At 66.2% G+C, this 14,079-nt stretch carries 17 protein-coding genes; 3 read left to right on the top strand and 14 right to left on the bottom strand.

What is annotated here, in order from left to right; all coding sequences use genetic code 11:
* From ACI38Z_RS04990 to ACI38Z_RS04980, 3 genes are all read right to left on the bottom strand, one after another.
* Positions 1-265, bottom strand: a 265-nt coding sequence (locus tag ACI38Z_RS04990; protein WP_439789089.1) for a PHP domain-containing protein, incomplete at its 3' end; no start/stop codon positions are given.
* An 82-nt stretch (positions 266-347) separates the two neighbouring features.
* A complete protein-coding gene (locus tag ACI38Z_RS04985; RefSeq protein WP_439789088.1) occupies positions 348-899 on the bottom strand; it encodes a DUF3267 domain-containing protein in 552 nt (183 codons plus the stop codon).
* On the bottom strand, positions 890-1,636 hold the full coding sequence (locus ACI38Z_RS04980) for a TMEM164 family acyltransferase (RefSeq protein ID WP_439789087.1): 747 nt from the start codon (positions 1,634-1,636) through the stop codon (positions 890-892). Before ACI38Z_RS04980 ends, ACI38Z_RS04985 begins: the two co-directional genes overlap by 10 nt.
* A 200-nt stretch (positions 1,637-1,836) precedes the next feature.
* On the opposite strand from ACI38Z_RS04980, the gene ACI38Z_RS04975 reads away from it, so the two are divergent.
* Together ACI38Z_RS04975 and ACI38Z_RS04970 are read left to right on the top strand one after the other, a co-directional pair.
* The gene (locus tag ACI38Z_RS04975) at positions 1,837-3,894 is read left to right on the top strand and encodes a class I tRNA ligase family protein (RefSeq protein WP_439789086.1); all 2,058 of its coding nucleotides are present in this window, start codon (positions 1,837-1,839) and stop codon (positions 3,892-3,894) included.
* Positions 3,895-3,903: 9 nt separating this feature from the next.
* Positions 3,904-4,788: an alpha/beta fold hydrolase gene (locus ACI38Z_RS04970; protein ID WP_439789085.1), complete on the top strand. Its 885-nt coding sequence runs from the start codon at positions 3,904-3,906 to the stop codon at positions 4,786-4,788.
* Between the two features lie 82 nt (positions 4,789-4,870).
* Here the strand turns inward: ACI38Z_RS04970 and ACI38Z_RS04965 are convergent, their stop codons facing one another.
* The 10 genes from ACI38Z_RS04965 to ACI38Z_RS04920 form a co-directional block, all read right to left on the bottom strand.
* On the bottom strand, positions 4,871-5,548 hold the full coding sequence (locus ACI38Z_RS04965; protein WP_439789084.1) for a GtrA family protein: 678 nt from the start codon (positions 5,546-5,548) through the stop codon (positions 4,871-4,873).
* Complete coding sequence (locus ACI38Z_RS04960) at positions 5,545-5,790, bottom strand: RDAC family protein (protein WP_439789083.1); 246 nt, start codon at positions 5,788-5,790, stop codon at positions 5,545-5,547. The genes ACI38Z_RS04965 and ACI38Z_RS04960 overlap by 4 nt, the downstream gene beginning before the upstream one ends.
* Before the next feature lie 136 nt (positions 5,791-5,926).
* Complete coding sequence (locus ACI38Z_RS04955; RefSeq protein ID WP_439789082.1) at positions 5,927-7,372, bottom strand: ATP-binding protein; 1,446 nt, start codon at positions 7,370-7,372, stop codon at positions 5,927-5,929.
* Between the two features lie 71 nt (positions 7,373-7,443).
* A complete protein-coding gene (locus ACI38Z_RS04950) occupies positions 7,444-8,130 on the bottom strand; it encodes a response regulator transcription factor (RefSeq protein ID WP_439789081.1) in 687 nt (228 codons plus the stop codon).
* Complete coding sequence (gene phoU, locus ACI38Z_RS04945; RefSeq protein WP_439789080.1) at positions 8,123-8,797, bottom strand: phosphate signaling complex protein PhoU; 675 nt, start codon at positions 8,795-8,797, stop codon at positions 8,123-8,125. Before phoU ends, ACI38Z_RS04950 begins: the two co-directional genes overlap by 8 nt.
* Positions 8,797-9,549 (bottom strand): phosphate ABC transporter ATP-binding protein PstB, encoded by a 753-nt coding sequence (gene pstB / locus ACI38Z_RS04940; RefSeq protein WP_439789079.1) that lies wholly within the window; start codon positions 9,547-9,549, stop codon positions 8,797-8,799. The genes phoU and pstB (ACI38Z_RS04940) overlap by 1 nt, the downstream gene beginning before the upstream one ends.
* A complete protein-coding gene (gene pstB / locus ACI38Z_RS04935; protein WP_439789078.1) occupies positions 9,549-10,343 on the bottom strand; it encodes a phosphate ABC transporter ATP-binding protein PstB in 795 nt (264 codons plus the stop codon). The genes pstB (ACI38Z_RS04940) and pstB (ACI38Z_RS04935) overlap by 1 nt, the downstream gene beginning before the upstream one ends.
* A complete protein-coding gene (pstA, locus tag ACI38Z_RS04930; protein ID WP_439789077.1) occupies positions 10,340-11,311 on the bottom strand; it encodes a phosphate ABC transporter permease PstA in 972 nt (323 codons plus the stop codon). Before pstA ends, pstB (ACI38Z_RS04935) begins: the two co-directional genes overlap by 4 nt.
* Positions 11,304-12,239, bottom strand: coding sequence for a phosphate ABC transporter permease subunit PstC (pstC, locus tag ACI38Z_RS04925; protein WP_439789076.1), 936 nt, complete (start codon positions 12,237-12,239; stop codon positions 11,304-11,306). The genes pstA and pstC overlap by 8 nt, the downstream gene beginning before the upstream one ends.
* 23 nt (positions 12,240-12,262) lie before the next feature.
* Positions 12,263-13,216, bottom strand: a complete 954-nt coding sequence (locus tag ACI38Z_RS04920) for a phosphate ABC transporter substrate-binding protein PstS family protein (RefSeq protein ID WP_439789075.1) — start codon at positions 13,214-13,216, stop codon at positions 12,263-12,265.
* Between the two features lie 406 nt (positions 13,217-13,622).
* On the opposite strand from ACI38Z_RS04920, the gene ACI38Z_RS04915 reads away from it, so the two are divergent.
* Entirely contained in the window at positions 13,623-13,883 is a 261-nt protein-coding gene (locus tag ACI38Z_RS04915; protein ID WP_439789074.1) for a hypothetical protein, read from the top strand.
* On the opposite strand, the gene ACI38Z_RS04910 is transcribed toward ACI38Z_RS04915, so the two are convergent.
* Positions 13,880-14,079, bottom strand: a 200-nt coding sequence (locus ACI38Z_RS04910; RefSeq protein WP_439789073.1) for an alpha/beta hydrolase, incomplete at its 5' end; no start/stop codon positions are given. The genes ACI38Z_RS04915 and ACI38Z_RS04910 overlap by 4 nt on opposite strands.

The following is a 14,079-nucleotide window of genomic DNA, read 5'->3' as shown; positions in this document are numbered from 1 at the left end:
CGTACTCCGCCCCGGGACAGCACGAGGGGTCATACACATTGTCCAGCTCCACCCCCATGAGGATGTCGAGCCGGTCGGCGTACTTCTCCCTCAGGCGCGTTACCTCAGCCACGTACGCGGGCCAGTCCATGTGGATGTCCGGGTCCATGTGACCCGAGAACCCAAGGTGCGAGAAGCCCTTGGCGATCGCCTCGAGGACCACGTCCTCGGGCGTGTCCGAGCCGTCGCAGAGCACGGTGTGGGTGTGGTAGTTGCACTTGAGCATTGGTCCTCCCGCCTGCCGTGGCGCCGCCGCGTTGCGCGCCGGTTCGCGCTGCCACGAGGGTACCAGAAACGGCGGACGCCAACTACCTACCCAGCAGATCCGCCCCATAGGGCGCGTCGCGCACAAAGGCACATGTCGGCTCGCGCCAGATCGCCGCCGCCATGCAGAGGTCGCCCGTGCAGCCCGCAAGGTGGAAGACGGCGCACGCCCACGCGAGGAGCGGCACCCCAAAGGCGGCGCCCGCCGCCGCAAAGGCAAGCGTCAGGACGACCGTCGGGGCAAGCAGCACGGCCTCGAAGCGCCGCCGGGAAAGCGTGGCCCCGTTGGCGCTGGTGTAGAGCATGTAGTCCTTGAAGCCAAAGCTCACGTGCACCCCGCGGCCGCCCAGGAGCACAAACGCCGCCGCGTGCACGAGCTCGTGCACCGGAAGCGCCACCACGGACGCGAGGAACAGCACGAGGAGCCAGCCAAGGCCGATGCCCTTCTCCACCAGGGGCGCCACGCCCGCGAGCGAGAGGACCCACGCCACGAGGCCGAGGGCGAGCCCCACCCCCAGGATCCACCAGGACAGGCGCAGCATCCGCCGCTGGAAGTCGGCGTCCCCCAGCACGTCCACCTTGGACATCACGCGCATGCGCCGCGCCCCCTATTGCGGCCGCCGCCCGGCCCGTAGCAGGCCAGCACGTGTAGGAGCAGCGCGCCCACCACGAAGAGTGCCGCGTACGGCACGAGGTAGAGCGGGTCGCCCAGCGCGTCGTACCAGTCCTCGATGGGCGTGCCGTACGCGGGACCGCTCACGAAGCCGAAGTTGGTCCCCATGGCCGCGTTGAACCACCTGAAGAAGACGACGTAGGCCGCCACGAAGGCGTAGCTCACGAGCACGTCGCGCATGCGGATGGACGCCCTCCCCTCGCGCACCGCGCAGAGCGAGGTCGAGAAGATCAGCGAGTGCTCCATGAAGCCGCAGACCACGGGCCAGGTGTACGGCGGGCACGCGAGCCACCCGGGAAAGAGCATCGCGCACAGGCCGCCGCAGAGCCCCAGCGTGAGCAGGAGCTCCCGCACCACGTGGCTGGGATGGACGGCGTAGGCGACGCAGAGGTACTCGGCCGCGTTGCAGAAGTGGAGCGGCCACCACGCCGGCGTGAAGGTGTGCGAGGCGACCATGAGCGCGTCGTCGGACACGAGCAGGCAGACCGCGGCCACGGACGCGACCCTGAGCGCACGGAGCCCCCAGCGTCCGTGCGCCCACGTCACGAGCCTCACGACGCAGGCGCAGGCCACGAGCCACGCAAGGTGGGCAGGCCCGAAGAGCGCGAACCCTCCCGACTTGAGCAGCAGCGGCTGCGCCGTAAAGACGCCGTACTTCATGGCATGCACGCCCCTCTCGCCCCAAACGCCCTTCTCGCTCTATATACCCATGCATGGCGTCCCGCGGGCATCCCCATGGGACGCACGTCGCGTTCGACTCATAAGGATAGCCGTCCCGCGTTTGGTGGGCGTTATGCCATAATCAGACGGAGTACTGGCCGCCCCAGGGCGGCGCACACAAGAGGACAGAGGATTTGCACATGTCTTTTGAGCTTGACGGCGCGACCGAGGCCGCGCGCCCAACCTTCCCCAAGCGTGCCATCATCACGGGCGGCATGCCCTATGGCAACAAGAACCTGCACTTTGGCCACATCGGCGGCGTCTTCGTGCCGGCGGACTTCTTCGCGAGGTTCCTGCGCGACCGCATCGGCGCCCAGAACGTGGTCTTCGTGAGCGGCACGGACTGCTACGGCTCCCCCATCATGGAGGGCTACCGCAAGAAGGTCGAGGGCGAGGGCTACCAGGGCACGATCGAGGACTACGTGCGCCACAACCACGAGCTCCAGAAGCAGGCGCTCGACGCGTACCAGATCTCGCTCGACATCTTCGCGGGCTCGGGCCTCGAGCCGGCCAAGCCCTTCCACGCGGCCCTCAGCGACAGGCTGATCCGCCGCCTGCACGAGCAGGGGGTGCTCGTCAAGCGCACCACGCGCCAGTTCTACGACGTCAAGGCCCAGACCTTCCTCAACGGCCGCCAGGTGCAGGGCCGCTGCCCCGTGCGCGGCTGCAAGAGCGAGAAGGCCTACGCGGACGAGTGCGACCTCGGTCACCAGTTCGACCCCGAGGAGCTCATCAACCCCGTGAGCCAGCTCACGGGCACCACGCCCGAGCTGCGCCCCGTGGACAACTGGTACTTCGACCTGCCGCGCTTCCACCAGGTGCTCGAGGACCTCATGGACGAGTGGGACGCGGACCCGCAGGTGCGCGCCATCGTCACCAAGACCGTGCGCGAGTCCCTGGCGGAGCCCGTCATCTACATCCAGGGCAAGTTCCGCGAGGCCTTCGACGCCGTGGAGGACAGGCTCCCCAAGCACGAGCTCCGCGAGGCCGAGAAGGGCCAGACGTCGTTCTCGGTGTCCTTCGACAACTGGGAGGACCGCGACGAGGCCCGCGAGGTGCTCGAGGCGGGCGGTGTGCGCTTCCGCACGGGCAAGACGCTCCTGCCCTTCCGCATCACCGGCAACATCGAGTGGGGCGTTCCCGCGCCCGACCTTGACGGCACGCACGACCTCACGGTCTGGTGCTGGCCCGAGAGCCTGTGGGCGCCCATCAGCTTCACGCAGACCGTGCTCGACGCGGACGCGAAGGCGGGCGGCGGCCGCTACTCCACCGACGACTGGCGCGACTGGTGGTGCTCCAAGGACGCCAAGGTGTACCAGTTCATCGGGCAGGACAACATCTACTTCTACTGCGTGGTGCAGCCCGCGATGTGGGAGGCCCTCGACTGGGGCCTCACGCAGGACATCCCCGTCGCCAACTACCACATCCTCTTCATGAACAAGAAGGCCTCCAGCTCGGGCGCCATCAAGCCGCCCATGGCCGCGGAGCTCCTGGACTACTACACCCCCGAGCAGCTGCGCGCCCACTGGCTGAGCCTGGGCCTCGACCAGAAGGCCGTGTCCTTCTCGCCCAAGCCGTTCGACACGTCCGTAAGCCACAAGGACAAGAAGACCGGCGAGGAGGTCCTGGTAAAGGACGACCCGCGCGTGGTCGACCCCGCCCTCAAGGAGAGCGCCTTCCTCACCAACATCTTCAACCGGCTGGCGCGCAGCTGCTTCTATGGCGCGGCGAACGTATGCGACTCGCACCTGCCTTCCGTCGAGCCGCACGCCGACGTGGTCGACGGATGCGTCAAGGCGACGCTCGAGTTCGAGAGGTGCGCCCACGGCTTCGACGCCCACGGCGCCCTCGCGGTGGCGGAGGAGTTCTGCCGCGCCGCCAACAAGCGCTGGGGCGACGCCTCCAAGGCCGCAAACGGCGACGACGCCGCCTACGAGCAGGCCCTGGCCGACGCCTTTGCCGAGCTGCGCTGCGTGACGCTGCTCATGCACCCCGCCGTGCCGACCGGCTGCGAGAAGATCTGCGACCACATGGGCTTCGCGCGCGACCTCTTCTTCGGCTGGGACAACGCCTTCGCGACGCCGGGCGAGCTCGCGCAGAAGCTGGGCGAGAAGCCCGGGGAGCACGCGATCGTGGCCCTGCCGCCGCGCTTCGACTTCTTCGAGAAGCACCCCAGCCAGCAGAAACGCAAGAAGTAGGCTCGCATCATGACGCCAAGACCACAGCTTCACTTTCCCAGCCCGTACCAGCTGCCCACGGCGCACCTGAGCGTGGCGCGACGCATCCCCATGCCGGACGGGGCCCTCATCGCGAGCTTCGCGTACGTACCCGAGGAGTTTGCCGGAGCGGCGGACCGCTCCCTGGCCGACGCCGCGCACGCAATGCCGGAGCCCGTGCTCATGCTGCATGGCAACGGAGAGGAGCACGGCATCTTTGGCCAGGTCATCGATGCCGTCTGCGCGTCCGGGCGGCCCGTGGTGGCGCTCGACTCCCGCGCGCAGGGACACTCGACCCGCGGCACGGCCGAGCTCACCTACGAGCTCATGGCGCGGGACGCCGTCACGGCGCTCGCGGCGCTCGGCTTTGGCCGCGCCCACCTGCTGGGGTTCTCGGACGGCGCGATCGAGGCGCTCCTCATCGCGCGTGACCGCCCCGAGCTGGCGCTCTCGCTCCTCTCCATCGGCGCTAACCTCTCGCCTGACGGCGTGGACGACTCCTTCCAGATGGAGGAGGCCGCACGGGGCCTCGTTGCGTGGGCGGACTTCTGGGAGAGGGGCGACGGCTCTCGCAGGGACGTCGACCCCAGCCTCGTGAGGCCCGCGCCGCAGGAGGCGCGCACCACCGCGGAGCTCCTGCACATGATGGTCGTCCACCCGCACATCGACCCCGCGAGCCTCGCCGCGATAGCCTGCCCCACAACGGTCATGGCGGGCGAGTTCGACGAGATCAAGCGCGAGGAGACGGACCTCATCCACGACTCGATACCCGGCTCCAGGCTCGTTATCGTGCCTGGCGCTGGGCACGTCCTCCCCAAGGAGGCCCCGCAGGAGATCGCACGCGTCGCGCTCGAGACCGTCAGCCGGGCCCAGTAGGCAGTCCGCAGGACGACGGCGCAGATCGGCCGGGAATCCGCAAGGGGTTCCCGGCCGATCTTGTTTCTGCTCGTGTATGGGCCTACTTGTCCGCGCGGCGGCGGTGCCTGCGGATGCGGATCCTGTGGGCGTGGCGCTTGCGGCGCGCGAAGACCCAGGTGCGCTGGAAGTAGTAGTTCACGAAGAACAGCAGAAAGTCGCAGACGATCTTTGAGAGGCTCTCGTTGTAGCCCAGGATCGTGTGACCGATGTAGACGCCCACGCTCGAGAGGAAGAGCACGAAGGCGGCAAGCGCGATGAACCTCGGGAGGCTCTCGCGCATCGGGCGCACCTCGACCTGCCCCAGGCGCACCTCGTCGTCCGGGCCCTCGACGATGTCGTCGAAGTCGATGCCCGCCTCGTCGTCCTCGTCGATGTCGATGTCCTCGACCTCTGGCGCAGTCTTGAGCTGGGCCTCGTGCGCCTCCTCGATCTTGGCGTGGTCGGCGCGGTCATCCGTGAAGACGCGCTTCATGTTGATGATGTAGTTCACGGTGACGGAGCACACGCGTGCGATGAGCGTCGCGGAGAAGATGCGCAGGAAGTCCGAGTTCACGAAGACGGGTCGCAGCCACCCAAAGAGCAGGAAGGCCATGACCTGGTCCACGAGCGTGCTTATGAGCGACGAGCCCACGAACTTCGTGAAGCGCTCGCTCAGCATGCCCTTGACTTTCTGTACGAGGCCGCCCTTCTCGCCCGTCACGTCGCCTCCGGCGCTCATGCGCGAACCACCCAGAAGTTCACGCCGTCCTCGGCAAACTCCATGGCGTGGCCGAGGGAGCGCATGAACCCGAGCACGGCCTGCCTCTCGGCATCCGTGCCCTTCTCGCCCGCGTCGCCACGCAGCGAGAAGGACTGGCCGCCGCACGCGTCGTGCATGTGGACGCGCAGGACGCTCCCCCGCTGCCTCAGCATCTCGTTTGCCGCGATAACGTCGCGTATGGATACGATGTCCCTGCGCATGCGCTCCCGATCCTCGCAATTTACTTACGCTCTAGACAGGATAGCATCCGTATGCGCGGCTCCACGCTCTTAGCGCATCGCCTCGGGTTTGCCTGGGAGAAAAACGACAGATTCGGCCGATCTGTTCGCGGGACGGTTACTTGGACTCCGCGGGGAACGTCACCGTTATGGTCGTGCCGCGGCCGAGCTCACTGTCGAGGTCGATGGTCGCCTTGTGGAGCGCCGCCGCGTGCTTGACGATGGCGAGGCCCAGGCCCGTGCCACCGGTCTCGCGCGACCTGCTCTTGTCCACGCGGTAGAAGCGCTCGAAGACCTTGGCCTGGTCCTGCGGGGAGATGCCGACGCCCGTGTCGCTCACGCGAATCGTGGGATGCCCGTTCACGGGCAGCACGAACACGTGGACGGAGCCTCCCGTGCGGTTGTACCTGATGGCGTTGTCGCAGAGGTTGCGGATCATCTCGTCCAGGAGGCGCGGGTAGCCGCTGATGGTGACCGACGCTCCCTGCACCCTGAGCGAGACGTTGGCCTTGGCGGCCTTCTCCTCCAGGCGGTCCGCCACGTCCTGCGCCACGGTGTACAGGTCGACCTGCGAGGGCTCGCCAAAGAGCGCCTGGTCGCCAACGCGCTCGGACTCGTCGAGCTTCGAGAGCGTGAGGATGTCGGAGACGAGGCTCGACAGGCGCTGGGCGTCCCCGTAGATTCTGCTCGCGAACTCCTGCACGTCCTCGGGACGGACCAGACCGTCGCGCAGCAGCTCGGACGCGCCAGAGATTGCCGCTATGGGGGTCTTGAGCTCATGCGTGACGTTCGCGGTGAACTCCTGCCTCATGGCGTCCGCATCCACTATGTCGTTCATGCGCTTCTGCAGCTCTGCCTGCTGCTCGTTGAGATGCGACACGAGCGGGTCCAGCTCCTGGTAGGGCGATGCAGCATTGCCAGAGGACGTGTCGATCGCGAGGATCGGCTTCACGAGCAGGGCCGAGAACCTCCTCGAGGCGATCCACGCCGCGGCCACGACGATAACGACGATGCCGATCATGGGCCAGAGCTCGTTGCCGATGACCCTGAGGATGCCGTCACGATCCTCCGACAGCCTTATCACGTCCCCGGACTTGAGTCGCTCGGCATGGTAGACGCTGAGGTAGCCCACGGTGCTGCTGTCGCGCTCGGACTCGCCCGTGCCGCTCTTCAGGGCCTGCGCTATCTCGGGGCGCGACTTGTGGTTGGGCAGCGTCGAGGCCTCGACGAGGCTGTCGTAGAGAACCTTGCCGGTTTTCGACACGAGGGTGACGCGCACGTCACTGAAGTCGAGGTCCAGAAGCGCCTGCACCTCGCTGTCGTTGTCGCCATTGGTCGCGTTGAGCGTGGAGGTGACGAGCTCGCACTCGCGACGCAGGCCGGCCTGTGCGTCCTCGACGACGGACTTCTGGTACACGAAGGCGGAGGCGACGGAGACGAGCACGCACGACGCGACGGCGATGGCCGCCATTGCCGCGAAGATCCGCCGTGCGAGGGAGGCGCGGCGACTCTCCCCGGACCCCTGCCCCGCGATGGCCTTTTCTTCTGTAATGGGAACCGCCATGTTGAGTCCTTACATTCCTGGCTAAAAGAGGGGTCGCGCACCCGGTGAGGCGCGCGACCCGTATCGTACTGCTAGCCCCTGGCCCTGTAGCCGACGCCGCGGACCGTCTCGATGAGGTCCGAGTGCTTGCCCAGCTTTGCGCGTAGCTGCTGGACGTGCACGTCGACCGTGCGAGAGCCGCCGTCGAAGTCCCAGCCCCAGACGCGCTGGAGCAGCTCCTCCCGGCTGAAGACCTCGCCCGGGGACCTCATGAGGAACTCGAGCAGGTCGAACTCGCGCTGCGTGAGGGAGAGCTCCACTCCCTCGAGCGTCACCTCGCGGCGCTTCGGCCAGAGCGTGAGCGGTCCCAGCGAGAGGACCTCGTTCTTCTCGCCCGTGGACGTGCGTCCCGCGCGGCGCAGGAGCGCGCGCACGCGGCTCACCATCTCCATCATGCCGAAGGGCTTGGCGAGGTAGTCGTCCGCGCCGTTGTCGAGCGCGCGGACCGTGTCGAGCTCCGTGTCCTTTGCGGTGAGCATCATGACCGGAACGTTCTCCAGCCCAGGCGTGCGCCTGATACGCTTGAGAATCTGGAGTCCGTCAGTGTCGGGGAGCATGATGTCCAGAAGCACTGCGTCGGGGGTGCGCTTTGCGCAGGCGACGCGAAACTCGGCGTCGTCCGAGAAGCCCTCGGACTCTATGCCCGCCTGACGGAGGGCATAGATCGTGAGCTCGCGAATGTTCGTGTCATCCTCGACGTAGTAGACCACGTCAGTCATTCTCCCCCATGGTACGACCGCGGTAAGAACCGGTTGCACGGAAGATGGACCAATCCGCGACGCTCTGTGCGTGGTCGCCCATGCGTTCGAAGTACTTCGCGACGGAAAGGAACTCAGGCGCCGCCGCCGCGGACTCCTCGCCGTTCTTGAGGTACTCGACGACCTTCACGCGAACCTGCTCGTACAGCGCGTCGAGGCTGTCGTCCTCCTCGAAGACCTTCTCCGCGTCGGTAACGTCGCCGTTGCCGAAGGAGACCACTGCCTGCCTGACCATTGTAGCTGCCTTCTTCGCCATGGAGACGAGCAAATCGGCGAGCTCCTTGGGGACGGTCAGGTCGATCTCCTGCGTGAGGAGGGCGGTCTCGTACGCCATCTCGTCGATGCGCGCGAGGTCGCTGATGGCGCGGAAGGAGGCCGTGACGAGGCGAAGGTCGCTCGCCATGGGTTGCTGCAGGAGCATGAGGGTCATGCAGGTGTCCTCGACGTTCCTGTGCAGGCGCTCGAAGGCGTCGTGACCGTCGACGGTCTCCTGCGCGGCATCCTTGTCGCCTTGACCGATGGCCTTGGCGGTGTTCTCGATGTCCTCCACGACCGCCTGGCCGATGACGGAGACGTGTCCGTCGAGTTGCTTGATCTGCTTGGTGTAGGCACTTCTCGTCTTGATCATTATCCAAACCTTCCCGTGAGGTAGTCCTCGGTACGCTTGTCCTTGGGCGTGGAGAAGAGCTGCGCCGTCGGCGCGGCCTCCACGAGCTCTCCCAGGTAGAAGAAGGCGCACTTGCTCGAGATGCGCGTCGCCTGCTGCATGTTGTGCGTGACGATGATGACGGTGTGCTCCTCGGCGACCTTGACGGCAAGCTCCTCCACGAGGCCCGTCGAGATGGGGTCGAGCGCCGACGTGGGCTCGTCCATCAGAAGGACGCCCGGGTTCACGGCGAGGGCGCGGGCGATGCAGAGTCGCTGTGCCTGGCCGCCGGAGAGGGAGAGGCCCGAGTGGTCGAGCTTGTCCTTCACCTCGTCCCAGAGGCCCACGCCCGTGAGGGTCGTCTCGACGATCTCGTCGAGCTCGGCCTTGCTGGGGTTGCCGTGGTGCCTGGGACCGTACGCCACGTTGTCGTAGATCGACAGTGGGAACGGGTTGGGCTTCTGGAAGACCATGCCCACGCGACGGCGGAGCTCGTAGACGTCGTAGTTTTCGTAGACGTCCGTGTCGCCCAGGTAGACCTTGCCCTCGACGCGGCAGCCCTCTATCCGGTCGTTCATGCGGTTGAGGCAGCGCAGGAGCGTCGACTTTCCGCAGCCCGACGGGCCGATGAACGCCGTGACCTTGCCCGCGGGCATGTCGAGCGTGATGTCCTTGAGTGCGTGATGGTCGCCGTAGTAGAGGTTGAGGTCCTTGACCGACATGCTCTCTGCCATTAGCCGAACCTCCCGTTCAGATAGTCGTTGAGGCGCTGGTCCTTCGGCGCGCCGAAGATCTGTGCGGTCTCGCCGAACTCGACCATGTGGCCAAGGTAGAAGAACGCGGTGCGGTTGGAGACGCGCGTAGCCTGCTCCATGTTGTGCGTGACGATGACGACGCAGATGCCGTTTCGCGCGATGCTCGAGATGGTCTCCTCGATCGCGAACGTCGCGATGGGGTCGAGCGCGGAGCAGGGCTCGTCCATGAGGACGACGTCCGGCTTGAGCGCGAGCGTGCGGGCGATGCAGAGGCGCTGCTGCTGGCCGCCGGAGAGCGCGTAGGCGGAGTCGCGCAGCTTGTCCTTTACCTCGTCCCACAGCGCCGCGGCGCGCAGGCTCTCCTCCACCCTCTGGTCCAGCTCGGCCTTGTTCGTCATGCCGTGGCTCTTGAGGGCGAACGCGATGTTCTCGTAGATGGACTTGCGGAACGGGTTGGGCTGCTGGAACACCATGCCGATGCGCTTGCGGAGCCACAGGGTGTCGATGCCCTTGGTGTTGACGTTGATGTCGTGGTAGACGATCTTGCCACCGACGACGCAGCCCGGGATCTCGCGGTTCATCAGGTTGATGCAGCGCAGGAACGTGGACTTGCCGCAGCCCGAGGGGCCGATGAGCGCCGTGACGGTGCCGGCCTCGAACGAGAGGCTCGTCTCGTTGAGGGCACGCTTGCCCGAGTAGTCGACCGTCACGTCGTGCGTGTGGAGCACCGGGTTCTGAGCCGTGCTCGAGGTGAGCTTCGTGGTGTCTGTCATTCTGCCGTCAGCTTCCTCTCGAGCGCGCGTCCGGCGATGCGCGCGATGATGTCGAATGCCAGGATGCAGACCATCAGGACTGCCGCGGTGCCGGCGGAGACCGCCGAGAGGTCGGGCACGACGCCCTCGGAGTTGATCTTCCAGATGTGGACGGCCAGGGTCTCGGCCGGGCGGAAGACGTTCAGCGGGTTGGAGAGGCTCCAGATGGGCGCGGACCAGCTGAGCACGGGCGCGGACTGGCCGGCCGTGTAGATGAGCGCTGCCGCCTCGCCGAAGACACGTCCTGCGGAGAGGACGACGCCCGTCACGATCGCGGGCATGGCCGCGGGCACGAGCACGTGCATGGTGGCCTCCCAGCGGGTGAGGCCGAGTGCCAGGGCGGCGTCGCGCTGGTCGCGCGGTACGGCCTCGAGCGCCTGCTGGATGACGCGGACGAGGATGGGGATGTTGAACATCGTGAGCGCGAGCGCGCCGGATAGGATCGAGAAGCCCCAGTGCAGCGTGAGGACGAAGGTCAGCATGCCGAAGAGGCCGACGACGATGGAGGGAAGGCTCGACAGCGTCTCGATCGCGGTCTTGGCGATGTTGGTGACTCGACCCTGCGGGGCGTACTGCGTGAGGAAGATGGCCGCACCGAGCGAGATGGGGACCGAGATGAGCAGCGTGAGCACGAGCAGGTAGAACGAGTTGAAGAGCTCGGGCCCGATGCCGCCACCCGCCTTGAACTGCTCGGGCTTGGCCGTCAGGAAGTGGACGTCCACGAGCTTCGAGGCTCCAGAGGCCAGGATGTAGACGATGATCGCGACGAGCGCCACGATGATGAAGCCTACGATGACGGCAAGGATGCCCGTGGCGACCTTGTCCTGCACGCGGGCCTTGTGAGCGGTGGCCGTATAGTCGGCGCCTGGCTTGGGCTGGTTGGACGCGTTCTTCTCGCCCGTGGAGACGGTTGCCTGTGCGCTAGTCATTCTTTGCGGCCCCCTTCCTGCCGATGAGGTGGACGATCAGGATGAAGATCAGGGACATGACGAGAAGGACCATCGCCAGGGCCCAGAGCACGTCGTTGGAGAGCGTGCCCATTGCCTCGTTGCCCATGCCCATGGTCAGGACCGACGTGAGCGTGGACGCTGGCGTGAAGAGGCTCTGCGGCATCTGGGCGGCGTTGCCGATGACCATCTGGACGGCGAGGGCCTCGCCGAAGGCGCGGCTCATGCCCATGATGACGGCCGTGAGGATGCCGGGCAGCGCGGAGGGCAGCACCACGCCGACGATGGTCTGCCAGCGGGTGCACCCGAGGCCGTACGAGCCGTCGCGGTAGCTGTTGGGAACCGCGGCGAGGGCGTCCGTGGAGAGCGACGTGATCGTCGGGAGGATCATGAACGCCAGCACGATGGACGCGGAAAGGATGCCGTAGCCGGTTCCGCCGACGAGGCCGCGCATCCAGGGCACGACGATGCCGAGGCCGACGAGGCCGAACACGACGGACGGGATGCCGACGAGGACCTCGGTGAGCGGACGGAAGATCTTGTTGCCGAAGCCGGGAGCGATCTCGACCACGAAGATCGAGGCGCCGAGTGCGAACGGGAGCGCAATCAGGCAGGACAGCAGCGTGACGGAGAAGGAGCCCACGATCATGGGCAGCGCGCCGACCAGGGGCACCCCGTCGGCACCGTTCTGGTGCGGGTTCCAGGTGGTTCCGCCAAAGAAGGACCCCAGCGGGATTCCGTCCTTGGTGAACGTGGCGAGCCCTCGCGAGCACACCATAAAGATAAGTGTCACCACCAAGACGACGACAAGCGTAACGCAGAGGCCAGTGATGATCTGGCCCCTGCGCTCGATGCCTCGCTTGGGGGAGACGCCCACGACCTCAGCCGTGGACTCGGACTTTGAAGACACGATCTTCTCCCCTTTTGCAGTCATTAAAGCTTGGTCACCTTGCCGGAAGAGTCCTTCTCGACCTTCATGCCCTTCATCGAGATGTAGCCGGTCTTCTTGACGAGCGTGCCCTGGACCTCGTCACCGAGCATGTACTTGATGAACGCCTTGGTCGCGGCATCCGGCTTCTTGGCGGTGTACATGTGCTCGTAGGCCCAGATGGTCCAGTCGTTGGTCTCGACGTTGGCGTCCTTGGGCTCGACGCCGCCGACCTTGAGGGCCTTGATGTCGTCGGTGAAGTAGGAGAACGCGAGGTAGCTGATGGAGTTGGGGGTCTCGGCGATCATCTTCTGGACGGTGCCCGAGGAGTCCTGCTCCTGCGGCTTGAAGTCCTCGGGGACCTTGTCGCCGCCGAGGACGGCGTCCTCGAAGGTCGCGCGGGTGCCGGAGCCGGAGGCGCGGTTGATGACCACGATGTCGGCGTCGTCGCCGCCGCAGTCCTTCCAGTTGGTGATCTTGCCGGTGAAGATGCCCTTGAGCTGGTCGATCGTGAGGTTGTCGACGCCGACCTTCTTGTTGACGACGGGGCCCATGCCGACGACGCAGACCTTGTTGTCGATGAGCTTCTTGGCGTCATCGGGGTTGTCGAGCTTGGTCTCGGCGAAGACGTCGGAGTCGCCGATCTGGACGGCGCCCTGGGCGATCTGGGTGATGCCCTGGCCGGAGCCACCGCCCTGGACGGTGATCTGGACGCCAGAGTTCTCGTTCATGAACTGCTCGGCAGCGGCCTCGACGAGGGGCTGGAGGGCGGTGGAGCCGACGGCGGTGATGTTGCCGGAGACGTCCTTGCTGGAAGAGGAGCTGGAGGAGCTAGAAGAGCTGGAGCTGTCGGAGGAGCTGGAGCTGCCACCGCAGGCGGCGAGGCCCAGGCCCGCGAAGGCGGCCACGGAGGCGCCAGCGAGCGTCACGAAGTTACGACGAGAGATGCTCTTAGACATATCTTTCCTTCCAATTGGCTGTGAGCCTATTCGCAGCTGTCGAGTTGCGCCTCGGCTCTTGTCGGATAGGATGCTATGGCCTTGGAAGGTGGCTTTTTGCGCGATTTGGCCGCACTTACCCGCTCGTGATGCTTGCTTACGTTTGGCTTACATTTGGTCATGACTTTGTAAAGTCGCAGGTGAGAAACGCATCTATTTCGCCTGACTGTTGAATCTCCACAAGGGATGGCCGCACTTCTCGCACAACGGACACACCTCGCTCCCCCGGCGCCACCAGCGCGTCGCTTGCATCAATCGTCCGAGAGCTATGAATTTACCATGGTACCTTGTAAATATTTGCAAGGTACCTTGACATCTCCCGCGACGCTCGTAGGCTAGTGCACTAAGCAAGGAGAGGAGTCACCACTTGGAAGAGATCAACACCGGCGCGACGTGGCCGGAGGACTGGCCCACGTCGCGCCGCATCCTTCAGGACCTGGGGTGCCTTGGCGGCTACCTGTACCACCATCGCGGTGGGCGCAGCGGCAAGGATCATGTGGTCACGCGCCTCGCCCGCCATGGCGGGCACATGACGCAGCGCGAGCTGCAGACTTCGTTCGACATCCGCTCGGGGTCGATGTCCGATGTGCTCGCGAAGGTCGAGGCGGCGGCGAGGGCGGCTGGCTAGACGTCCGCGAGCCAGGCGTGCACCTCGGCGACGAGGTCCTCCCACCCGGGTTCGCCGATGATCCAGTGCCCGCGCCCGTCGTACAGCCTGGCCTCGACGCCGTAGTGGCGCGCCGTCTTCCGGACCAGCCCGGCTGACACGATCCGGTCCTCGGTGCCGCCGATGACCAGGACTGGCGCCGTCACGCGGGTCGCGT

This window comes from Parafannyhessea sp. (assembly GCF_051876455.1).
In the GTDB taxonomy this organism is placed as follows: domain Bacteria; phylum Actinomycetota; class Coriobacteriia; order Coriobacteriales; family Atopobiaceae; genus Parafannyhessea.
This window is presented reverse-complemented; position numbering and strand designations above follow the sequence as displayed.